Below are 24,202 nucleotides of genomic sequence, written 5' to 3'. Positions count from 1 at the left end.
ACCGAACAGCATCTGGCTGCATCATTTATCTGCAGATTATCCCGAATGTACGGGGATGACCATCATAGCAGCCTGACTCTTCCAGGCCATTTTTTGCGCAATACTCGTATTGAAAATTCGGCTTAATAGACCCTTGTCCCGATGGAAAGTGACCATCATGTCGATATGGTTTTCGTTGATGTATTGGTTGATCCCTGAAGCAATGTCCGCATGGAGGATATAGCTATAGATGGGATGATAAGGAGCCAATAAGTCCTGCATGATCGTTATTTCGGCATTTACCGCTTTATTTGCAGGATCTTCTTTGGTCACATGGACGACATAGACCTCACTTTTACGTAATACTTCCGACGCATTCACCAGGAGACGGTTTAATTTTAGTTTGACTTCTTTGAGATTGGTGGCGATCAACATCTTTTTGGGTACCCTAAACTCTGCCCGTGCGGGGACAACCAGTAATGGCGTGTGACAATTTTCGATCAGCTTGAGGGTATTACTTCCAAGAAGCAGTTTCTTTAAGCCACTTTTACCTGCAGTTCCGACGATGACAAGGTCAATGTCCTCCTCAGCACAGGTCCGGTTTACACCATAGCTAAGTTCATATTCTTCAAGAACGGACTTCCAGGCAATACCCTCAGGGAAAAGCAACATTAGTTCCTGCTGCCAGGTATTAAGATCCTTTTGTTTTTCTTCCAGGATTTCCGAATTGCTTATGACAACAGGTTCGGTACCTACGGTGGGGATTACTTCGTATGTATGGTATAGGACAACCTTTTCAATACCCCAGAGTGGAGCTAATTGTGCGGCATAGCGGGCAGCAGCATAGGCATTGTCCGAAAAGTCTGTTAACAAGAGTAGGTTTTTCATCCTTATTAGTTATTTGTTTATCCGTAATCCGTGGCTAAGGATTTTTACGCTGTCTTAGACATTCCAAAGCATCATAATCGGGTCTATAGCTATTAAATTACGCATTAAGTATTATAAATGCAATAGCTTTATTTATAGGATGGGTGCTGGGAGACGTTCAATCTAAATAATTTCACTAATTTAGAGTGATTGGTAATTTAAGTTTTAATAATTTAACCGTTTTTTATGGCAATTTGGAATTCATTGGGTAAATATCGCGATACAGGACTGTTGATATTACGAGTCGGACTGGGAGTGATGATGATCATGCACGGTCTTCCTAAGTTACAGGGCGGCCCTGAGCTCTGGGCAGGGGTTGGTAAATCAATGGGTAATATCGGTATTCATTTTATGCCAACTTTTTGGGGCTTTATGGCTGCTGCGACCGAAACTGTTGGTGGTCTATTTTTACTGCTGGGACTCTTTTTCAGACCAGCGGCATTATTGCTCGCATTTACGATGGTCATTGCTGGATTAATGCATCTTTCTAAAGGAGATGGTATCTCTGGTGCTTCACATGCGATTGAGCTTTGCTTTGTGTTTTTAGGACTTATCCTTATTGGTCCGGGTAAACATTCGGTTGATAAGAAATAATAGAATCCCAAAGGAAAGACTTCCCGGGGGAAGAACTATACGACAAAAGCCGCAATTTAAGCTAGATTGCGGCTTTGTTATTTTTTCTCTTACGACCTATCCATCGGAATAACCAGTAAGTTGGCGGCGCCATTCCAGGCAATCTTTTTAGATATGCTTGTTTTGAATAGGCTCGCTAATAGGCCTTGCTTTTTATGAAATGACAGTATGAGGTCTATGTGTTTCTCTTTGGCATATTCTTCAATACCTAGTGTAATATCATCATGGCTGATATAGTCGTAAATCGGATGATATTTGTCTAAGCGCTCATGGAGATGCTTTAACTCCTGTGCCAAGTCGGCGGCCGAACCTTCTTTTTTAGCAACATTCAACACATACAATTGTGCATTGAAGGTATCTAAAACCTGATCTAAGTTGAATAAATCCAATTTTCGGTCTACCTCTTTCAGGTCGGTGGTGGCCAATACATTTTTGGGGACGGCCGGATTTACTTTATGGGAAACAATAAGCATGGGCTTATTGCAGATGTCCATCAGCGTAATGGCATTACTTCCGACCAGGATCTTTGCAAAACCTGTTTGTCCGGTGATACCCAATGCGACAAGGTCAATGTCGTGCGATTTGCACATGTCGTTGACTCCTATCGGCAAATCAACATCTTCCATCTGATGCGTTAGTTCCACTTGGGGTGGGAACAACAGTCTGATTTGGTCAAACCATGCTGTCAGTTCTTTCTCTTTGGTTTCTTTAACCTCATCATTGACAATGACAATAGGTTCGTTATTGACAATGGTAACACTATTGTAAGTATGGTAGACAATAACCTTTTGCGTTTTCCAGGCTTCTGTACACAGCGCAACTTGTTTTGCTGCCAGAAGAGCATTTTCTGAAAAGTCAGTTAACAGGAGGATACGTTTCATGATGTTCTTTTTTATACGTTTAACTTCTATAACCTGGTTGGTGCATTCTGTCCTGCCAAATCTTTAGCGTATGAGCTAAGGGAATCATTCGGACTTCAAGCAGTACCGGTATATTACTAAAACAATGAATGTAGCGATAAGTTACAAAGAAAACGTGAATTTAATGTTAAACTCTCCCTATTGTGATGAGGGTCATAAAACCTTCATGACTTCGTAAGGCACGAACGGCGATAAAAGCGAACTGAAGGTTCTTTCTGGCCAATAAGATCAGACACTTTCAGAAAAAAAAAGGCAACCGCAGTTACGGTTGCCTTTCATTTTCTAGCTTTTGAAACGTTGAAATTACAACGGTTTTTTTGTTCCAAAGTTGATGATATAATCGGTCATCACTTTGGCACTTTCATCTTTCACAAAATCAAGATCAATTTTCGGTTGGGATTTTCCTTCTTCCCACGCCGGTTTGCCCTGCAATTTCAACAAAGCGTTGATGCGGTCTCTATTTTTCTTGAGGTTGTCATCTTTCTCTTTCTTGAATTTGTTCAGCTCCAATGGAATTTTCACATCCTCATCTTTTTGAGCTTCTTCAATATCCTCTTTCAGATACTTATATTCCAATGAGTTTTTAATGCGTGCCTCGTGCATTGTTTCTAATTTCTTGTCAACGCCACTTAGGTCAGCTACTTTTTTGAAGTTGCTCGATTGGATTTGATCCCAAGGAAGTGCTGATTTTTCTGAGCTCTCGCCAAATTTCTCTGCAGAAAACTGAGAAGGGAATACGATATCCGGTGTAACCCCTTTATGTTGCGTACTGCTACCGTTTACACGATAGAATTTACCCAATGTGATATTGATTTGTCCATATTGAGGAGCACCTTCTGGGGTATCCGGATCTTTTTCACCGGAGGCCTTTAGGAGTAAACGGCTAGTCGGGCTGATGACGCGTGACATATCGATCGCCGACTGCACCGTTCCTTTACCATAACTTTGAGATCCTAAGATAATACCTCTTCCATAATCCTGGATAGCTCCGGCAAAGATTTCAGAAGCCGAAGCTGAGAAACGGTTGATCATGATGCCCAATGGACCATCCCAGGATACGCCCGCGTTTTTATCTTCTTCGACGTCGATGTTATTCTTTGTGTCTCTTACTTGTACAACAGGACCTTTATCGATAAATAAACCTGTTAAATCAATGGCTTCCGGTAAGGATCCACCACCATTGAATCGCAAGTCGATAACCACAGCATCTACTTTTTCTTGTTTCAACGTGTCTAAGATTAACCTAACGTCTCTGGTTGTGCTCTTATAGTTTGGATCGCGTCTTCTGTAAGCTTCAAAATCCATGTAGAACTTCGGAATATTGATGATACCCACTTTGTACATTTTTCCATCGGCACCTTTGACGTTCATGATCTCTTTCTTCGCAGATTCTTCTTCAACGACGATTTTCTCACGTACTAAAGATACAATGCGCGGATGAGAGTTCATGGGCTGACCAGCAGGTATAATTTTCAGGCGGACAATCGTTCCTTTTGGACCTTTGATTTTTGCTACAGCAGCATCAAGTCTCCAGCCAATAATATCTTCGAATTCACCATCTTTACCTTGGGCTACAGCAATAATCTTATCATTGACGTGAATGCTCTTGTCTTTGAATATCGGTCCACCCGGGATAATTTCGAAGATGCTTACGGCCTCATTGTCGACGACAAGTCTTGCTCCGATACCTTCAAACGTATTAGCCATTCCTTCATTGAAGGCCTGTGCAAAGGATGGGTTAAAATAAGATGTATGTGGATCAACAGCATCTGTCAATGCTTGCATGACCACCTGAAAAGCATCGTTGGCATTGGTTTTCTTTGCCTGCGAGATCAAATTAACATAGCGTTTTTTTAGCGTTTCCACCTGTTTGGTCCTCGCGCTATCAGTAGATTTACCACTCGCGGTTTCCAAGTTAAGCAGATCGTATTTTACACGCTTACGCCATTGGTCGTTGGCTTCATCTGCTGTTTTGAACCAGCCTAATTTTTCGCGGTTAGGTTGGTAATACTCATCCTTTGTATAATCCTGTTTCTTGTCGATTTCTGAAAGCGCATATTGCATTCTGTCCAGGTATCTCTTGGAATAGACATTAAAAATATGGAATGCGGCAGAAAGATCTCCATTTTTGATATCCTGCGCAAGATTGTTTCTGTACGCTTGAAATTCATCGATATCCGATTGAAGTAAGTAATTTTTTCCTTGATCCAAAGTTTTGATCAGATTATCGTATATGATACCCGATATCGAATCATTCATTTTGACCTTTTTGTAGCTCGCATTTTCCAATAATCCAGAGACTTCTTTAGCGATAATTTGATGTTGTGTGCTTGGTTTAAGCCCTCCATCATCAGGAAGCGCTACCCGTGGTTTTGAACCACAAGAAACAATGGATACAACAAAAAGTGCAAATATGAGTTTCCTAAACATATTTTCGACGGTTTTAATAATCATTCTTTTTAAAAAATATTCAGCTCCTATTGATGAGCGTGCTAAATTTAGTGAAATTCATAGCACATTACCGCAGAATCTAAAAATTTATTTGATTTATCCTTTAATATTTACAAAAAGCTTAAAATCTTTTTGTCGACGGCTCTTTCAACAGACCACTGGATGGGGTAGATTGTTTTAAATGTTTCAATTATACAGTTCATTTTTTAACTGCGTATAGGCCTTGTAGGTCTGATCAGCAGATGGATAATCTTTTAGCACAAGATACACCTCACCGAGTTTGTCCAATATCGCGAGTGAGAGCTGTTTGTTATTTTCATCCGAAGCCAGTTCAGCAGCCTGCACAAATTCTTTGATCGCTACCTTATAATTACCATCTTTTTGCTTGGATGAGGCCAACAGGTATTCAATCTCAGCGAGCTCGCTACTTAGTTTTTTGGCATTGGCCAAATCGCGGGCCTGTAGCAGAAACCACTGTGCCTCGGTAAATTTATTTTGCTTAAAATAAATCTCGGCAAGCATTTCCCAGGCAAAAATTTTCCCTTCATAGGCTTTGGCCTTATTGAATAGGGGGATTGCACTGCGGATAATATTATTTTCCGCCGCTTTATAATTTCCCTGACCGGCTCGAGCCATGGCAATTAACAGCCAGGCATTGGCTTGCTCCGCATAGCTTTTGCTCGTCATGGCATAGGTATGATAATTTTGTGCACTTTCTTCTGCACGGACAAAGTCGCCACGATACAACTGGAAATTACTGATGTTCATATTGATGGTGGCTATATCATCCTTGTTATCGGTACGATTTGCCAAAGAAAGTGCTTGATATAAAAACTTTGACGCATTGCTGCTATCGTTATTTTTAATTGAAAATAAGGCGGCTTCATTCGATAAGGCATAGCTTGAGATCCAATTTTGAGCGTTCTTTTGTGCCTCAATCGCGTCATTCCAGACATTCGCTGTAGCTGGCATCGGATTCATTAAATATTGAAAATGCCCCAGGTTATTGGTGCTCCGCAGTTGCAATAATAGTCGCTGTAGCAGGAGCTGTCTTGCGATTTCTTTGCTGAAAGACTTCTTGTCCGCATAGTTCTCTGCTAGTATTTCATTGGCCGTTTTTGGAGGCGGTAAAAAATAGACCTCAGGACCGATACCCTTAAAGGAAGCATCGTATTGTTTGATCGCGCCCGTATAATCTTTGGCGGCATCCTGTGCGATTACCTGACATGTTATATTCATGAATGCAGTCAAAGCGGTAAATATAGAAATCCAGTATTTTGTCATTCTCATAAAATATTACGTTATCATTAACGCCTACATAAATTTAGCTAAAGGGCATATTTGAGCAATCTACTCCTTGATTCGATAAACCTGTACGTTCGATTATGCTCTGCCAAAAGCAATTTACATATATAATAGAGCAAATATGACGAAAAATTGTGTGAAAAAATGTTAAAGTACTATCGGGCGGTGAATGCTGACCATTAGAATTATGCTGATGAAAGCTTGAGGCTTATCGCTTTACTGTACTCTTCGTCGAAGAGACTGGATGATTAAAGCTAAAATATTTAGTCGCTGTGCCGTTTAATTTTTAACTTTGTGTTATGGCGACACGAATTCCATTAGCAGAACGACTTAGACCGCGGCAATTGAGCGATTATGTGGGACAACAACATATTGTGGGCCCAGATGCAGTACTCTACCATGCGATCCAGCAAAAAAATATACCATCCATGATTCTGTGGGGCCCTCCGGGGGTCGGAAAAACAAGTTTGGCCTTGCTGATCGCAAGAGAACTCGACAGGCCGTTCTTTTCATTAAGTGCAATTCAGGCCGGGGTGAAAGATATTCGTGAAGTGATTGAAAAAGCTGAACGGCTGATGAATTTCAATCAAGATCAACCCATTTTGTTTATTGATGAGATTCACCGTTTTTCCAAGTCGCAGCAAGATTCACTTTTAGGGGCTGTTGAACGTGGGCTGGTGACACTTATTGGTGCAACAACAGAAAACCCCTCGTTTGAAGTTATCTCCGCATTGCTCTCGCGTTGCCAAGTCTATGTATTGGAACATCTTTCGGAAGAAGATCTTATTGGATTGATCCAAAAAGCATTACATGAAGACGAATATTTACAGAAACAGGCAATTGTTGTCGAAGAATATGAGGCCTTGTTGCGGCTGTCTGGTGGCGACGCACGTAAATTGTTAAATGTACTCGAGCTGGTTGTCAATGCGGCAGTATTGCACAAAGAGCCAATTACAAATGCCTTTGTCCTGAAACAGGTACAGCAAAATATGGCCATTTATGATAAAGCTGGTGAACAGCATTACGATATTATTTCGGCTTTTATTAAATCCATCCGTGGGTCTGATCCGAATGCCGCAGTCTATTGGCTTGCACGGATGATCGAAGGCGGGGAGGATCCGTCCTTTATTGCCCGGAGGTTGTTGATTTTGGCTTCTGAGGATATTGGCAATGCCAACCCCAATGCCCTGTTATTGGCAAACAATTGTTTTCAGGCAGTCAATGTTATTGGATGGCCCGAATCACGTATCATTCTGTCGCAAACGGTGATCTATCTGGCGACTTCGGTTAAAAGCAATGCTTCCTATGAAGCGATCAATAAGGCGCAGGCCTTGGTGAAACAAACCGGAGATCTGTCTGTACCGCTGCATATCCGTAATGCGCCGACCAAATTGATGAAGGACTTAAATTACGGTGCCGAATACAAATATGCACATGCCTATCCTGGGAATTTTGTTGTTCAGGAATTTCTGCCCAAAGAAATCAGCGGGGTCAAATTGTATGAACCCGGGCAAAATTCGCAGGAGGAAAAACTAAGACAAAGTTTACGGGACAAATGGAAGGAAAAATATAAGTATTAAATCAATATGTCATTAAGTATTAAATCAATATGTTTGAAAAAATAGGCTTGGCAGGTATTTTTTGATTTTGTTAAAACTATCTTATGCCTTTGCTTGTTCTCCTAACGTTTTTCAATAGGTAGTAAACACGCTGGCGCTCCCCATGGTCAGCGTGTTTTTTTTATTGCGGATCAACTTAAATTATTTATGTTTGTTTTACAAATGTTTCAACTATGAACTTAGAGCCTTTAAAACAAACAGGACGTTTGGCCACCATAGCACTGACTGGACTTTTTGTCTTTTCTTGCAAAAAGGATACCCCTAAACCTGAACCCGAGCCCGAACCAGTCGAGCGCACCGAAGCACAGTTGATTAAGGATGATATCTATAAGTATTATAAGCTATATTCACTTTGGGACAAATCCATCCCTGATTATACTAGTGATCCTTCTCAATTCACGGATAAATATGGTTCAGCAGATATGGTGCTCGATGCGCTGAAGAAGCTGACACCAGCACATGCGGCTTATCCAAACGGGGTCTTTGACCGATTTTCCTATATGCTGGGACTAGATGGTTATAATACCGGAACAACGGCTTCAGGCAGGCTTAAAATGGATACGAACGACGGGTATGGCATCTATGTTCAATTGGGGACAGAAGACGAAAAAACGGCACAGCCCATTATCTATTTTGTAGAAGGTGGATCACCGGCGCAAAAGGCGGGTTTTAAGCGTTCCGATTTTATTACGGCAGTCAACGGTGATTCCGATTATTCGATCGCCGTCACCTGTACGACGACAGGCTGTACGATTAATGATGCAAGTGCCCGGGATAAAATGATGAATAAACTGAACGCTGCCCTGGACGCTGGTACACTTAAGTTGCAAGTGAAACATCAGGACGGGACAACAACGACCAAAGATCTTACTTATGCCAATGGCTATACCATTGACCCGATTTATAAAGATTCCGTCTATACCTATAATGGAAACAACGTAGGCTATCTTGCCCTATCGTCTTTTGAAGAGATTGAAAATAATAACGTCAATCAACAAAAGATCGATGCCGCTTTTGAAAAATTCCAGACCCAGCAGATTAAAAGTTTAATTGTTGATTTACGCTACAATGGAGGGGGATATGTAGATGCGTCTGCTTATGTCGCCGATAAAATTGGTGGAGCCATTACCAAAGGAAAGCTGATGCTCACCTATGAGGTGAACGATTATATCAAAGCGACGCCGAGCATCAATAAGATGTTTCAGGATACAAAGTTTGAAGGCAAGAGCAATTTGAACTTGAGTAAAGTCTATTTTCTGGTGAGTGACCGCACAGCATCCGCAGCGGAAATGATTATTAATGTGCTCAAGCCCTATCTGCAGGTGCAGATCATCGCCTCTGGTACACGTACATACGGTAAACCTGTAGGTTTCTTTGAGCAGGTTGTCCAAAAGAAGGTGTCTTTCTGGCCAGTTTCCTTTCTTTTGAAGAATTCTGCGAATTTTTCAGACTATTGGGATGGCTTGGTTCCCGATAAAAGCAATATAACAGATTATGTATTTGTTGATGTGGGTGACAAGAAAGAAACGATGTTGGCGACAGCCTTGAACGATGCTGCACCGGGTATTACCACCAAAGCTTCTATCAATACCATAAGCCGGAAGGGGTATCGTACGCTTAACCAAGGCGAGGTCAATATACGGCCAGACCGCGGTATGATCAAGAAACGTTAGTTTCGCCTTGTGTTCGTACCTCGTTCGCACAGCGTTCGGGCGCGAACAAAGGCTGTACAGTCTTTGTACAGATCCTGACCAGATAATATCTGTTCGGGATCTGGTCAAGGTCTGTTGCATATTGGGTCAACATCTGTCCACGGTCGAAGCAAGTCCGAAGCAGGTACGAATCAGGTCCCTTTTATTCGTTCGAAAAAAGATAAGAATGGCATAGTTCTGCCGCGGCAGCATCCGGTAGGCATTTTAAGTAGCCGACAGGAACCTGAGCGATGATCTTTTCCAAAATGGTATTCATGTTGGAAAATAATTCCTTGTTCCACCGGATAGAAGTACAGCTGGGCAATACCGCGATAAAGCCTTTTAGGCCTTTCTGCCATTCAAATTCGTTCATTGGAGCCTGTTGTAAGCGAACGAATCCCTGCAAGGGCAGTTGTTCATTTTTATAACAAGGCGTCTTTCCGCTCCACGGTGTTCCATAAATTAATACGCCTTCATCGGTTATTCGAATGGCTGGATTATCGTCGTTGAGTAAAACGGTGTTTGGAATATGTTGTAACCAAAGTCGACTATGTGTGCTCTTACCGGTACCGCTCTTGCCTAAGAAAGCGACACCTCTGCCGTTGTGGTTCGCTACAGAAGCATGGATCATGATTGTATTGTGTAAAAGACTCGCCTGCCCAAAGATCATCATGGCCATCCAGGTAATAACACCGCCCTGTTCATCCGCTGAGCTTGTTGGGACATAAAGTGTTGAATGTTCAAAGTTGCGGTCGCTTTGGAGGTACCAAAGCCCGTTGCCCTGTTCGTTGCTGATTGTTGTGATGAACGTATCTTCTTTTTCATAAAAGCGAAATCGATCTCCCCATGCAATAGATTCGTCTGTCCGAAGTGTGCCCATATCCTCAGGTATTGGTGCTTTTGCTAAACTGACTGTGATGCTGATATCTGTTTTGTCGCTGGAGTCTAGCCATTGGAAGTCCCGAAACGAAGGAAGGAGCTGTGCTAGCGGATAATTTACGGGATGATTAAACTCCAGTATTAATTCCGCGATGCGGTAGCGTGTCTGGGATAGTTCGGATGATGTCGTCAAATTCATGTTAAATATTATTTCGTGGGTGGCCAATGCCCGTTTTTTCTTTTAAAAATTTGTTCGAAAATCAGGCTTAAGTATTTGCCGGTTCTTTTTATTTCATGGCTGTTGTCAGCTACTTCTTTTCATTTGTCTATTGTGCCGTTATGCGTCTTATTGATCCGCTATGTTGCTCGAATAATGCTTAGTCGAGATAAATACGTTGCTGGCATTTTTCGGCCAGGTGCAAATCATGAGTTACAAACAAGCAGATTTTGTGCTTTCCATGTTCCAATAGTCGTTGAATTAACGTATCCGATGTCGTCTTATCCAATGCGGAAGTAACCTCATCGAAGAGCCATATATCACCGTCGTGCATCAGTGCGCGGGCAATCGCAACGCGCTGCGCCTGCCCTTCCGATAGGCCGATGCCAGATTCACCGACGACGGTATCGATGCCGTCGGGTAGCTCAAATACAAATTCCGCACAAGCAAGCCAAAGCGCTTTTTGCATATCCATTGTTCCTTCGTCTTTGACATGAAGCAGTAAATTCTCACGAATGGTACCGCTGAATAGTGAATTTCCCTGCGGAATGTAAGCGAGATTGATTCGATGGCTGGCCGTTAACTCCCTTTCACCATCCTTATCTAACAGTGTAATCTGTCCTTTTTCAGCTTTTAGTAGTGCCAGCAGCAAACGGATCAAAGTTGTCTTTCCTTTTCCGCTGGGCCCGATGATAGCGGTGGGCTCACCAGCCTTTAAGGAAAGGTTTAAATTTTGTAACACCCATTTATCTTCATAGCGGAAGGAGAGATCATTGATCCGAAGCTCCTGAGTCTCATGGAGACGCTGTTGTGTTACCTGAGGTTCGATTTCTCCTGCCTGCAATTCCAATAGCCGATCTGCAGATACACGGAACCGCACAAAGCCGGGGATATAAGCAATCAGTGCGAGGATAGGCGATTGAATCCGTGCAACCAGTTGTAGGAAAGCGGTCATGGTACCAAATGAAATCTGACCGGATTGCAACCGATAGATCCCCCAGATAAAAGCAACTAAATAACCGGCGTTCATGGCCACTTTCATGGCGCCTTGCGTATAGGTGGAAAAGTTGAGCTGGCGTATTTTCAACAAAAGCAGTTGATGCTGGCTCGCTAAGAGCTTCTCTCTTCTCTTGGGGAAGATGCCCATTGCCCGAATGAGCAGCCGAAAACGTAGATTTTCCTGCAGCACTTTGGAAAAATTGCTTTCCTCCTCCTTGACTTCCTTGCTGAGCTTGCGCATCTTGCGGAAGTATAATTTTGAGAATACAAAAAGGGGCGAGATGGCCAGTATCATCAGCGCTAGCATCGGGTCCATGTACCAAAGGAAACCGACCGATGCCAATAGCTGGATTGTGGTCAATATAAAAGATAGGAATGTATTGGCGATGGTATTGGCGACTTCCTCACAGTCCGTCTGAATGCGGATCTGAATATCACCCGTATGCCAGTTCTTGACTAATTGCCATATGGAGAGCATCTGTGCGTCGAGCATCGTCCGTTGGAGCTGGAGTGTAAGCTTCAATTTGATCTGCTCCATCATGCGACCCGAATAGCCCTTGATTCCTACATTTAGAGCAATACTTCCAACGATACCAATCAGCAGCCATTTCAATGGCAGATCTCCGTGGGATGTGGCGGTATCAACAGCTTTTTTGGATAAAAACACAAAAGCGAGGGAAAGGCCAATGCATATCAGTTCCAGTATGAAATAGAGGAACAGTTTGCTTCGGTATCCCTGGGTGATTGACCAAGCCCAACGCAGGTGTTGCTTCAAGCTATTGTTGTTCATTTCATTTTTCCAACAAACCCTGTTTTTGAAAATCCTGAAGGAGGATTTCCGCATCAGATTTTGCCTGATCAATGTCTACTTCGTAGTTTTCGCAAAGCAAGTCGACAATGGTGTCACTTGTGAATTCTTTTCCTTTGAGCTGCTCCCATAGCCATGCTGCAGAGCTATTTAAGGTGTATACTGTCGATAGATCAACCATATCCTGGCTCGGGTCCACGATCAAATGATCTGAACCGATTGTTCTCAAAACTAAATCCGATCTTAATTTCATATAATATGTTTTTTATTGACATTAGGAGTACCAAGGTAATACAGTATGTTCAACCTGTCAAGATAAATGCTCCATCTGTAAATGTATCCATAAAGTAAAGCATATTCTTTCAATTATATAAACGAATTCGTATGCTTTTTTTGGTTCTTTTAAGCCAAAGTTAACGTTTTTTTTCTTGGCGCTTCAATTTTACAGCAATACGGCGCAGCAAACGGATATGGTACCAGCCGAGTCCGCGTAATCTTGGCCAGTGGCGATTGATGTCGACGGCCTCTCCTCCGGTTTGCGGGTAATGCATATAAGCAATAGCGATGATGTCTGTTGCTTCTACATATTCACGAAGTACAAGATTTCCATCTCCAGCCAATATATATAGATTATTTTTCTTGCCGACATAGCGATGAAAGACAAATTTATCCTTGTCTTTGGCGAGTACATTGCAGCCTAAGGCCAAGCGTTCACCCTGATAAGCCCGTAGAAGCACAGCATCTCCATCCTGTATAAATGGAAGCATACTGTTTCCTTTTATTCTGATGCGGACTTCCTTACCTTCAGCAAGGATACGTTGTACCTCGGCAAAATAGTCTTCATTTGAAATAACCCGTGCTTTGCTGTCGTTTGTGTTTTCAGGCATCAGTTAGGGATTGGTTTTAACAAAATAGGCAATTACTTGCTGCAAATAGGTGTCTTTTAATAATACCTTTTTATTTTCATCCAGGAGATAAATCGTTGGTGAAGCTTTGAGATCGTATAAGTTGAAAGACAATATTTTGCTCTCAGCATCAAAACCGTTGATCCATTGTTCGGACAGTTGTGATTGGTAGTTTTTCCACTTCGTGCGATCCCCCCAGGGGTCGATCGCGAGTACCTGCACCTGAAGTTGAGTAAAGAGTTGTACCAATTGAGGTGTATCACGGAGCTGATGGATGGTTTCTTTGCAATGTGAGCAATCCGGATCGTAGAAAATTAAGAAGGTATATTTAGCTTTGGTATCCGATAGTTTTTGTTTTTTGCCATTTGCCAATTCATATGTAAAGTCTTCGGCAGTTTTTCCCTCTTTATTTCGAAGCACCAATTTATATGTAGGTCTGTAGGCTTCTTTTTCAAGGTCTGAAAGCAAATCTGTTTTAATCAGATAACGTAATACCGATTCGTACACGATGTCATTCCGCATGGGCGAATTACCATCGTATAAATAATGTTCGTATTGTTTAATGAAATAATCAAAGCTTATCCGATTGGGTTTTGCTTTGTCCAACATCAGGTCAACTGCTTTATCCCTTGTGGATGAATCAGGATTTTGTGACAGTAGCTGAATAAAATCAGCAAGCTGTTGTTCGCCTTTTTCCGGGTTTTTAACTTGCGCAGTATCCTGCATATCAAATTTATCCCAAAAATGGAATAAAGTGCTATCAGCAGCACTTAAAGGTTTTTTGCCTTGTTGGGCAGTGTCGCTTTTTTGTTTTCCTTTCGAATTGTCCTTACAGGAATAACAAAACAGGGCTATTAGACATATGGATAGCCAAAGACTAAAGATTGGACTTTTCATTTAATTTATGCTTAACTTTACGAAGTTAATAAAACTTTCAGGATTCTACTTGAACGAATCTATTCCTATTCTGTAAGTTTTTATTGACGGTAAGAATAATAGGGAAGAATAGCTCGACGCTTTCGAAGGACTCATAATTTGTTAGTAGGCATAATAAAGGACGTGTACATATATAAATACTCATTTAGGAACTGGAAGTAGCGAATACCGATGTAATCACGTTATGAGATCAAGATAAAGCCTCCTGCCGATCAGGGTACAGGGTGTCAAAAAGATGAATAGTGGCCTCGTTGGGTAAATTTTTAAACCATTTAATTAAATAGTTTTACTAATTTTGCGGCAAAATGCCGACGTATCGAATGAAAAGAATAATATTATGGTTATGTATAGCAGGATTTGTGAGCACTGTACAGGCACAGACTAACCCTGCGAATATAAAAGTTGATAATCTTAGTGATGCTCAGATCGAGCAATATATGAAGCAGGCGGCATTAATGGGCTACGATGAAAGCCAACTGGATGGTTTTGCACGAGCACAGGGTGTATCTGCTGTTGAGGTTCAGAAGCTTAAAGAACGTGTGTCCAGAATTAAACGTAAGAAACAACAACCTGAGCAATCAAAAGGAGGGGCAGGTAACCCTGGAAATAACCGTAATAATGGACGTCAGGTGGACGGTTATTCCAATACAGATTCGTTACAGCGCAAGCAATTAAATAAACGTGATTCTATCGAAAATGAAGAAGGAAAGCTGAAAATATTCGGCTCCGATCTTTTTAGAAATAATGCGATTACCTTTGAGCCTAACTTACGAATGGCAACACCTAGTTCGTATATTATCGGTCCTGATGATGAAATCTTGTTAGATATTACAGGAGATAATGAAGCATCCTACAAACTTCCGGTAAGTCCGGATGGAACCATTAAAGTGGAATATGTGGGCCAGATCAATGTGGCCGGATTATCCATTGCAGCGGCAAAAAGTAAGATTGAGCAACGTTTGAGCGGGACTTATCCAGCGTTACGCTCAGGAAGAACCCAAGTGAGCGTCAACATCGGTAATATTCGCACCATTCGTGTGACTTTGACAGGGGCTGTTACTAAGCCGGGAACTTACAGCCTGCCTTCCTTGGCGACTGTATTCAATGCATTGTATGCCGCTGGCGGGCCGAATAAAAACGGAACTTATCGTAAAATTCAGGTGATCCGAGGTAATCGTGTAGTAAGCACGATTGATGTCTATGATTTCTTGGCGAATGGCATACAACAAGGAAATATCCGTCTGCAGGACCAAGATATTATTCATATTCCCGTTTATGGAGCCAGAGTGCAGTTCGAAGGCGAAGTTAAGCGTCCGGCAATTTTTGAAACGGTGCCTGGAGAATCGCTATCGGATATCTTGCGTTATGCTGGTGACTTTACCGAAAATGCCTATAGCGCCAAAGTTAAAGTTCTTCAAACAACAGGTCGGGAGCGTAGTGTACAAGATATCTATGCCGATCAGTTTGCAAACTACACTCCGAAAAGCGGCGATCAATATATCGTAGAACCCATATTGGAGCGTTTTGCGAATCGCGTCAGTGTATTAGGGGCGGTCTTCCGTCCTGGAATATTTGGTTTACAGCCCGGTATGACTCTAAAACAGGTGTTAGCAATGGCTGATGGTGTACGTGAAGATGCTTTCTTAGAACGAGGTATGATCAATCGCTTGAAAGCCGATAATACTTCTGAGTTGATCAATTTCAATGTACGTGATATCCTAGCCGGCACTGCGGCAGATATTCCCCTTAAAAGGGAGGATAAGATTGAGATTTCGTCTATTTTCGATTTAAGAGATGAATATAAATTTACTGTTCAGGGAGAGGTACGTTTTCCTGGGGATTTTCCCTTCGCGAGCAACGCCACTTTAGGCGATGTTATCCAAAAGGCTGGCGGGCTTACCGAAGCTGCAAAAAATGCACGTGTAGAAATTGCCCGTCGGATCCAGAACCTCGATGTTACTGACCATCGATCTTCGAAAACCATTTTGGTGGATATTAAAGATGGTGTGCTCACAGATCCCAATATGACGTTGCAACCCTACGATGTTATCTCCATATTAGGCGATGCAGGTTTCCGTACCCAACGTCAGGTCAAAATTGAAGGTGAGGTACTATATCCCGGTTTCTACACGATTGCACGTGAAGATGAACGTATTTCGGATATTATTAAACGTGCGGGTGGCCTTACGCCGTATGCGTATACCGAAGGAGCTTCCCTGAAACGTACCGGTATGTCTAAATTGAAAGCCGAAGAGAAAAAAGAGAAGGAGCGTTTGAAAAAAGAACTGGAAAAAGATAGCATCGATGAAAACGGCAATTCGAAAGATTCTAGCTTAGATAAAGATGCTGACAAGGATAATGACGGTTCCAAAGCAAAAAGTTCCGCTTTGGCGAAGGTTTCACAACAGGGGATGTCTGCTTCAGATATTGAGCCGAGTGACCTAGTAGGGATTGAATTGAATAAAATTTTGGAGAAGCCCTATGAAAAGGGAGACCTTTTGGTTCTAGACGGCGATATTATCAATGTGCCAAAGGAACTGGAGACTGTTAAAGTTGTGGGTGAAGTTTTGAATCCAAACAATGTGGTTTATGTCAAGGGCAAGAGCCTTAAATACTACGTAAACCAGGCCGGAGGATTTACCGACAATGCTTTAAAGAAACGTGTCTTTGTTCAATATGCAAATGGTGCTGTAAAGGGCAAAGATGGAGGTTACCCAGAAGTGAAGCCGGGAGCTGAAATTGTAGTTCCTAAGCGCGCTCCGAGAGAGCGTATGAGTGCGCAAGGCTGGGTAGGATTAGGAACTGGAATTGCTTCTTTAGCAGCTATTATCGTTAGTTTGCTAAGATAATTGTAAAAAATTGCGATCGTATACAAGAGCTATTTCACGCATTTCTTTAGCTCACTAAAATTTACGACAGAATATTAAATTTTGTTATATTCTAGTTATTGTGTTATTGATATGTTAGTAGGTTATGTTGAGGGGTATTAAGATTGGAAAAATATGGATTCATTTAAACTAATTAATTTACCTAAAATATTAGATAAACGAGGGAACCTTTCTTTTTTTGAGAACAGTAATCAAATTCCCTTTGAGATCAGGAGAACGTATTGGATCTATGATGTGCCCGGTGGTGAAACCCGAGGTAGTCATGCGTTTAAAGAGCAGCAAGAGTTTATTGTAGCCTTGTCAGGTAGTTTTGATGTTGTATTGAACGACGGGCAGGAGGAAAAAACGATCTCATTAAATAGATCATATTATGGACTATACATACCAAAGATGTATTGGCGAAAATTAGAAAACTTTTCTACCAATTCTTTGGCGCTCATTGTTTCAGATAAGACATTTGATGCCCAGGATTACATCAGAGATTTTGAAGAGTTTAAAAAGCTAAAAAATGATAGATAAAATTTCGGTTTTTGACTGTAGTATTATTGATTTAGATAAGATTAGTTTTGATGAAGGAAATTTAACTGTTGTTGAAAATGATTCGGATTTTCCATTTGCTGTTAAGCGGGTATTTTATTTATATGATATTGCCGGTGGAGAGAGCCGAGGGGCGCATGCGCACCGCGAGTGCCACCAATTTTTAATAGCAGCAAGTGGGAGCTTTGAGGTTCAGCTTGACGATGGAAAGTATAAAAGACAGGTTTTTTTGAATCGACCGAATATAGGATTACATATCCCTCCAGGTATTTGGGCTAGTGAAGTTAATTTTTCGTCCGGAGCGATATGTTTGGTGTTGGCATCACATACTTATGACGAAAATGATTACATACGCGCTTACAGCGAATATATAGAAGGACGTAAAAATGGTTAAGGGTAAAGTACTTTGTATTGCTGGTAAGAATAATATAGCAATAGAAATCTTGGATGAAGTAAAACGTAAGTGGCCGGATGTTGAAATATTAGCTTGTTGTAATAGCACAGACACTGGAGATAATGGTTTTCAGAGATCTTATAGATCTTACTGTGAATTGAATAAAGTCAAAATTGTTGAGCTAAATGAGATTTATGAGATTAAAGGACTCCTATTTTTGAGCCTTGAGTTTGATAAGTTGATCCGTCCGTCGAGATTTGCTTCTGATAAACTCTATAATATACATTTTTCGTTATTACCTGCATATAAAGGTATGTTTACCTCTGCTTTACCATTATTGCGCGGTGAGCAGTATAGTGGAGTAACTCTGCATAAGATTGATGCTGGTATCGATACGGGTGACATTATTGATCAGACACATGTTATGTTGGGGGAGGATATGACTGCCGAACAGTTATATTTAGCGTATATCAATTATGGAACTCAGCTTGTATCTAAAAATTTAGAGCATATAATTTACGATAGCGTTAAAAGTGAAAAACAAAAAACAGATGGTGCTTCATATTTCTCTAAAAAGTCAATTGATTATTCAAATTTGAAGATTGATCTTTTTAAAACTGCATTTGAGATTAAACGTCAGATACAGGCGTTTTACTTCCCTTTTTATCAATTGCCTGTTGTTCATGAATATAAAGTTTATAAAGCTGCAGTTTTGCAAAGTAGGAGTTTCGTAAAGTGTGGTACAATTCTGAATGATAGCGAATTTTATTTCGACATCGCAACAATCGATAATGATTTACGCTTATATAAAGATCAGCGTGAGGGATTGTTTGCATCGGCTCAAGAGGGTAATGTAGCTTTGTTGGAAAAATTTATATTAAATGGCTATGATATAGCGCAGCGAAGCAAGGAGGGATGGGATATTGCTATTATCTCGGCCTACAATGGAAAGTTTGAATATCTTGAGTATTTGTTAGATAAACTGCAGTGGAATATAAATACCAAAAATAATAATGGAACTACATTATTAATGTATTTGATGACATACTCCTCTAATCATGATTGTCTAGACTTTCTAGAGAAATTTATAAAATGCTATAAAACTGATTTATATGCTAAAGATTATTTTGATAACGACATAATGTTCTATGCTGAGAAGTATGGTAATCAGCGAATTGTAAATTTTTTTAAGTTAAATACATGATTAAATTTTTAGACTTACAGGGAATAAATCTACAATACCAATCTGAAATTGAAGCGACTCTTTTGAGGGTTTTTCGCAGTGGTTGGTATTTGTTAGGAAATGAAGTTAAAGCGTTTGAGAAGAATTTATCCGCATATATTGGAGCGCCGAATGCTATTGGTGTTGCAAATGGACTAGATGCATTGCGGTTAATATTTAGAGCATATATTGAATTAGGAATCATGCGGCCAGGCGATGAGGTCATTGTGCCGTCAAATACCTATATAGCATCTATATTGGCAATTTCGGACAATGGATTAGTTCCTGTGCTCTGTGAACCAAGCTTAGATTCTTATAACATTAATGTTGATAATATTGAAAAATTAATCACATCAAAGACCAAGGCAATTCTTATTGTACATTTATATGGAAGAGCTGTGTTTTCGGAAGAATTGGCTCTTTTGGCAAAAAAGTATGAGTTAAAAATTGTTGAAGATAATGCCCAGGCAATTGGCGCAGCATGGAAAGGAAGAAAAACAGGTGATTTGGGGGATGCTGCTGGCTTTAGCTTTTATCCTGGGAAGAATTTAGGTGCTTTGGGTGATGGAGGCGCTGTTACCTGTCAGGATGATTTGCTAGCAAATACAATTCGGGCTTTAGCCAATTACGGTTCTAATCAGAAGTACGTCAATATTTACCAAGGTTTAAATTCCAGATTAGATGAAATCCAGGCGGCTGTACTCGATGTTAAATTAAAATATTTAGATAAGGAAAACGAAATTAGAAGAGCTATTGCAGCGCGATATATTCGAGAGATAGATAACGATAAAATTATACTGCCTCAAATTCCTGATGATAAAACTGAGCATGTTTGGCATGTTTTTGTTGTCCGTTGTCTTGAACGCGATTCACTACAGCAATTTTTGATGGATAAAGGTGTTCAATCATTGATACATTATCCTATTCCTCCTCATAAACAAAGCGCGTATAAATCTTGGAACGATGATAGCTTTCCCTTAAGTGAGGAAATTCACAATCAAGTATTAAGTCTCCCTATCAGTCCAATTTTAACTGAGGACGAGGTTGGTGAGGTGATTCATATTGTCAACCAGTTTTAATGAAATTAATTAAGACAACCCTTTATTCGGGCTTTATTTCTTTTATTAGAATTATTTCGGGCTTTATATCAGTTAAAGTCGTTGCTTCAATCATTGGTCCTGCTGGTATTGCCGCTGTTGGAGCATTTTCAAACTTTTTAAGTATTATACTGACCTTTTCGAATGGGGCAATTAGTTCTGGGATTGTAAAATATACGGCTGAATTTGCTCATGATGAGGATAAAAAGAAACTGTTATTTTCGACAGCAACTCGTATTACTATTTTTTGTTCTTTATCTTGTGGTATTGTCGTTATAGCGCTTTCAACATATATTTCCAAAGTGCTATTTGGTAATGAATTATACTATGATGTCATTGTTCTACTCGGAATTTCATTACTGTTTTATTCTCTAAATTCAGTGCTGACATCCATATTAAACGGATTGGGTAAAATAGGCAATTACACGATTGTCAACACTGTGGGAGCTGTATTTGGATTGGCATTAACGATATTACTGGCAAAATTTTGGGGAGTTAAGGGAGCCTTATATGCGCTTATACTATCTCAGACTCTTGTATTTTTTACCTCGCTTTTACTATTATTAAAGGAGTATTGGTTAAAAAAAGAATATCTATTCGGGACTGTCAATAAAGAAATCAGTAAGAACTTATTTAAATTTTCAAGTATGGCAATAGTCACTGCGCTCACCATACCCGTTTCTCAGATTCTAGTTAGAAATTTTATCATTGGAAAGTTCGGTATTACTGATGCAGGTATTTGGCAGGGTATGATGCGTTTATCGGATGCCTATCTGACCTTTATTAATATGGCATTAGTCACGTATTATTTACCGAAATTATCGGCTATTTCTGATACCCATCTATTACGAAAAGAAATATTTAGGGGGTATAAATTGTTGGTGCCATTTACAGCAGTACTATGTTTAAGCGTCTATCTCATGCGTACTTTTATTATAGAACTATTGTTTACCAAGGATTTTTTGCCCATGGAACATTTGTTCAAATGGCAGATGCTGGGCGATTTTTTTAAGATATGTTCTTACGTATTGGCCTTCCTGATGGTTGCTAAAGCAAGAACTAAGTTTTATATTTTTACGGAGATTTTAATTTCAGTCTCTTATGTATTATTAAGTATGTTATTTACGCAGTGGTTTGGGTTGGAGGGAGCGGCTTTAGCATTTTGTGTAAATTATTTTGGATATCTCTGTTTAATGGTTATTTATTTTAGAAAGTTAGTGTTTCAAGGGAGGGAGATGACAACATGATTGATGATCGATTTAAAATAATTACTTTTTATTATCCAAGTAAAATAATTGGAGGAGCCGAACTGCTTTTCCTTAGATTGGCTATCAATTTAAGCCGGTCTGCTGAGATTGTAGTACAATATGTTGATTTTCCGGATGGTTTTGTGGCTAAAGAGATAGAAAACAATCAGTATAATATCAGCATTATACCTTTTGACTTCGACAGGAGGATTATGTTAGGAGAGGATAGTTTGCTAGTAGCGCCCTTATCATCTATATTTCAGGTCTCCCGTGTTTTCAATAAGAACGTGCATGTTATGTTGTGGTCTATTCATCCTATGGGGCTGAAGGATACAATAGATTCGTTACCATCTTATATTTCTTCCCTTCCCTATCATCGTTATGGCGTTGATTTGACCAAATTTATCGCTAAAAATGGTGTATTCTTCATGGATAGGCCCAATTTTAATATTCAGAAGGAGATCTTTGCGATTGGACAATCTCAAGTGGACTATTTGCCCATATTTTCATCTGTTCTGGGGCGCCATAAGCAATATGGTTCAAATGATTCTGGCGAGCTACGTTTAGGTTGGTTGGGCCGGCTTTGTATAGAAAAGGTTAATCCATTGGTGAATGTGATTGCTCATTGTAATGCATATTTACTGTCAAATCCGAAAGAAAACATTGTTTTCTCTATTATAGGAGACGGTGATAAAAGATTTATGATTGAGGATCTTGAACTTCATCCAAATCTTGAATTAAAATTTCTAGGAACTTTAAGCGGGGAGCGACTACACAACCTCATGATCGAGGATATCGATCTCATGTTTGCGATGGGTACATCTGCGTTGGAGGCTGGTTTGTTGCATATTGCGACAGTGTTAGTTGATTTATCGTTCAAAGACATGGCAGCAAATAACCGTTTTCGGTTTTTATATGAATCAGAAGGTTATTCGGTTGCAGATGAATATGATGAAGAAAACAATTATGCACATGAGTTGGATACTATCTTAGGTCGGGTAAAGAGCGGGGAGATTTCGCTAGATGCCGATAAGTGTTATGAATATTCATTATCTCATCATTCGGAAGAGAGTGCTGTTAAGAAATTTTGTGCTGTTACATCTAAAATAGAGCTCCAACTGTCAGCTGTGAATCAATCTCACTTTGGTAAATACAGACAGCTATTTTTCCTAAAATCTATTTATTTTAAACTAAGAAGATGGTTCGGAATTTAATAATTTTTGGCACTAGGCCAGAAGCCATAAAAATGGCTCCTCTTGTAAAGGCTTTTAAAAAGAAGGAGCACTATCAAACGAAAGTATGCGTTACTGCTCAGCATAGAGAGATGCTAGATCAAGTGTTATCGTTTTTTGATATCATACCAGATTATGATTTAAATCTAATGAGGCCTAATCAAAGTTTGTACAGTTTGACGGCCGCTATTATAGCAGATTTACAGGTTGTCATGGAAAGCTTTAAGCCAGATTTTGTCTATGTTCACGGCGATACGACAACTTCTATGGCGGCGAGTTTGGCCGCGTTTTATGCGGGAGCAACCGTTTGTCATGTGGAGGCAGGGTTACGGACATTCGATAAGTATTCCCCATTTCCCGAAGAATTGAACCGACAACTAACTAGTAAAATAGCGGATTTCCATTTCGCACCTACTTTAACCGCAAAGAACAATTTGGTAAAAGAAGGTATCGATGAGCATTCAATATATATAACAGGAAATACAGTTATTGATGCCTTATTGTATAGTGTCGAACGCGTAAAGGCATTAGATAATCAAGAAATAGCGTTTTTAAAGTCCATTATTGAAGATGACAAGAAAATAATTCTAGTTACGGGACACCGTCGGGAAAATCATGGACAAGGGTTTTTAAATATCTGTAATGCATTGAAGCGTATCGCAGAAGGCAATGATAATGTTCAGATAATTTATCCAGTTCATCTAAATCCGAACGTTCAAAAACCTGTTTATGAGTTATTGGATGGTATTGATAATATTAAATTAATTACACCGCTATCTTACCCTGCTTTTGTCTGGTTAATGAACAGATCCTATTTAATTATAACGGATTCTGGAGGAATACAGGAAGAGGCTCCTAGTTTAGGCAAACCCGTTCTCGTTTTGAGAGAGAGTACCGAAAGGCCAGAAGCTGTGGAGATAGGTACTGTACTTCTTGTTGGAACGGATCCAGAAAAAATTATTACCGAGACCAATGCATTACTTAATGACTACGGTTATTACCAGCGAATGAGTGCTTTGGAGAATCCTTATGGCGATGGGCTGTCTTCCGAAAAGATTGTTGCTATTATCGATGATTGCCGTAAATAAGATTTTTTCAATATTTGATTGATTCTGATTTCTGAATTTCTTTTAACTGGTTGATTTTTAGTTGTTTATTTTTTATTAAATGCGATTAAGGCAAATTCACAATACTTAAAAAAAATAATTTTTTTAAGTGTAGCATTTTAAATACTGATAACGTTTGTTAAATAGAACTTAATATTATTATATTTGCACAGCTTTATTTGACTTACTAATTATATTTTATGCATTATA

Annotated in this window: 20 protein-coding genes; 11 read left to right on the top strand and 9 right to left on the bottom strand. The window is 40.1% G+C overall.

What is annotated here, in order from left to right:
- Nucleotides 1–36: 36 nt before the first annotated feature.
- Nucleotides 37–867 carry a universal stress protein gene (locus B3600_RS19600; RefSeq protein WP_286754139.1) on the bottom strand — a complete coding sequence of 277 codons (831 nt, stop codon included), beginning with the start codon at nt 865–867 and terminating at the stop codon, nt 37–39.
- A 225-nt stretch (nt 868–1,092) separates the two neighbouring features.
- Here B3600_RS19600 and B3600_RS19595 point away from each other — a divergent pair, with 225 nt between their 5' ends.
- Nucleotides 1,093–1,500: a DoxX family protein gene (locus B3600_RS19595; protein WP_046673771.1), complete on the top strand. Its 408-nt coding sequence runs from the start codon at nt 1,093–1,095 to the stop codon at nt 1,498–1,500.
- A gap of 89 nt (nt 1,501–1,589) precedes the next feature.
- On the opposite strand, the gene B3600_RS19590 is transcribed toward B3600_RS19595, so the two are convergent.
- The 3 genes from B3600_RS19590 to B3600_RS19580 form a co-directional block, all read right to left on the bottom strand.
- A complete protein-coding gene (locus B3600_RS19590; RefSeq protein WP_046673772.1) occupies nt 1,590–2,420 on the bottom strand; it encodes a universal stress protein in 831 nt (276 codons plus the stop codon).
- A gap of 342 nt (nt 2,421–2,762) precedes the next feature.
- Nucleotides 2,763–4,889 (bottom strand): carboxy terminal-processing peptidase, encoded by a 2,127-nt coding sequence (locus B3600_RS19585; RefSeq protein WP_286754138.1) that lies wholly within the window; start codon nt 4,887–4,889, stop codon nt 2,763–2,765.
- A gap of 207 nt (nt 4,890–5,096) precedes the next feature.
- A complete protein-coding gene (locus tag B3600_RS19580; protein WP_286754137.1) occupies nt 5,097–6,149 on the bottom strand; it encodes a tetratricopeptide repeat protein in 1,053 nt (350 codons plus the stop codon).
- A 365-nt stretch (nt 6,150–6,514) separates the two neighbouring features.
- Between B3600_RS19580 and B3600_RS19575 the strand changes: the two genes are divergently transcribed.
- Together B3600_RS19575 and B3600_RS19570 are read left to right on the top strand one after the other, a co-directional pair.
- Entirely contained in the window at nt 6,515–7,795 is a 1,281-nt protein-coding gene (locus B3600_RS19575; protein WP_046673775.1) for a replication-associated recombination protein A, read from the top strand.
- Between the two features lie 212 nt (nt 7,796–8,007).
- A complete protein-coding gene (locus B3600_RS19570; protein WP_286754136.1) occupies nt 8,008–9,507 on the top strand; it encodes a S41 family peptidase in 1,500 nt (499 codons plus the stop codon).
- A 181-nt stretch (nt 9,508–9,688) separates the two neighbouring features.
- Here the strand turns inward: B3600_RS19570 and B3600_RS19565 are convergent, their stop codons facing one another.
- From B3600_RS19565 to B3600_RS19545, 5 genes are all read right to left on the bottom strand, one after another.
- Complete coding sequence (locus tag B3600_RS19565) at nt 9,689–10,603, bottom strand: hypothetical protein (RefSeq protein WP_286754135.1); 915 nt, start codon at nt 10,601–10,603, stop codon at nt 9,689–9,691.
- 178 nt (nt 10,604–10,781) lie between these two features.
- Entirely contained in the window at nt 10,782–12,410 is a 1,629-nt protein-coding gene (locus B3600_RS19560; protein WP_286754134.1) for an ABC transporter ATP-binding protein, read from the bottom strand.
- 1 nt (nt 12,411) lies between these two features.
- The gene (locus B3600_RS19555) at nt 12,412–12,681 is read right to left on the bottom strand and encodes a PqqD family protein (protein ID WP_286754133.1); all 270 of its coding nucleotides are present in this window, start codon (nt 12,679–12,681) and stop codon (nt 12,412–12,414) included.
- Nucleotides 12,682–12,841: 160 nt separating this feature from the next.
- Complete coding sequence (locus B3600_RS19550; protein WP_286754132.1) at nt 12,842–13,315, bottom strand: S24 family peptidase; 474 nt, start codon at nt 13,313–13,315, stop codon at nt 12,842–12,844.
- Between the two features lie 3 nt (nt 13,316–13,318).
- Nucleotides 13,319–14,230, bottom strand: coding sequence for a DUF5106 domain-containing protein (locus tag B3600_RS19545; protein WP_286754131.1), 912 nt, complete (start codon nt 14,228–14,230; stop codon nt 13,319–13,321).
- A gap of 359 nt (nt 14,231–14,589) precedes the next feature.
- On the opposite strand from B3600_RS19545, the gene B3600_RS19540 reads away from it, so the two are divergent.
- The 8 genes from B3600_RS19540 to wecB all read left to right on the top strand — a co-directional run bounded on the left by B3600_RS19540 (nt 14,590) and on the right by wecB (nt 23,974).
- A complete protein-coding gene (locus B3600_RS19540; RefSeq protein ID WP_286754130.1) occupies nt 14,590–17,118 on the top strand; it encodes an SLBB domain-containing protein in 2,529 nt (842 codons plus the stop codon).
- Nucleotides 17,119–17,271: 153 nt separating this feature from the next.
- Entirely contained in the window at nt 17,272–17,676 is a 405-nt protein-coding gene (locus tag B3600_RS19535; RefSeq protein WP_286754129.1) for a sugar 3,4-ketoisomerase, read from the top strand.
- A complete protein-coding gene (locus tag B3600_RS19530) occupies nt 17,666–18,088 on the top strand; it encodes a sugar 3,4-ketoisomerase (protein ID WP_286754128.1) in 423 nt (140 codons plus the stop codon). The genes B3600_RS19535 and B3600_RS19530 overlap by 11 nt, the downstream gene beginning before the upstream one ends.
- The gene (locus B3600_RS19525; RefSeq protein ID WP_286754127.1) at nt 18,081–19,292 is read left to right on the top strand and encodes a formyltransferase family protein; all 1,212 of its coding nucleotides are present in this window, start codon (nt 18,081–18,083) and stop codon (nt 19,290–19,292) included. Before B3600_RS19530 ends, B3600_RS19525 begins: the two co-directional genes overlap by 8 nt.
- Complete coding sequence (locus B3600_RS19520) at nt 19,289–20,389, top strand: DegT/DnrJ/EryC1/StrS family aminotransferase (RefSeq protein ID WP_286754126.1); 1,101 nt, start codon at nt 19,289–19,291, stop codon at nt 20,387–20,389. Before B3600_RS19525 ends, B3600_RS19520 begins: the two co-directional genes overlap by 4 nt.
- Entirely contained in the window at nt 20,389–21,654 is a 1,266-nt protein-coding gene (locus B3600_RS19515) for an O-antigen translocase (protein ID WP_286754125.1), read from the top strand. The genes B3600_RS19520 and B3600_RS19515 overlap by 1 nt, the downstream gene beginning before the upstream one ends.
- Nucleotides 21,651–22,868 carry a hypothetical protein gene (locus tag B3600_RS19510; RefSeq protein WP_286754124.1) on the top strand — a complete coding sequence of 406 codons (1,218 nt, stop codon included), beginning with the start codon at nt 21,651–21,653 and terminating at the stop codon, nt 22,866–22,868. The genes B3600_RS19515 and B3600_RS19510 overlap by 4 nt, the downstream gene beginning before the upstream one ends.
- Nucleotides 22,853–23,974: a non-hydrolyzing UDP-N-acetylglucosamine 2-epimerase gene (gene wecB, locus B3600_RS19505; RefSeq protein ID WP_286754123.1), complete on the top strand. Its 1,122-nt coding sequence runs from the start codon at nt 22,853–22,855 to the stop codon at nt 23,972–23,974. Before B3600_RS19510 ends, wecB begins: the two co-directional genes overlap by 16 nt.
- Nucleotides 23,975–24,202: the final 228 nt, after the last annotated feature.

Origin of the sequence: Sphingobacterium sp. UBA2480, assembly GCF_002341965.1 — a bacterium.
In the GTDB taxonomy this organism is placed as follows: Bacteria; Bacteroidota; Bacteroidia; order Sphingobacteriales; family Sphingobacteriaceae; genus Sphingobacterium; species Sphingobacterium multivorum.
Note: the sequence above shows the minus strand (reverse complement) of the source record. Positions and strands in the feature narration are given on the sequence as shown.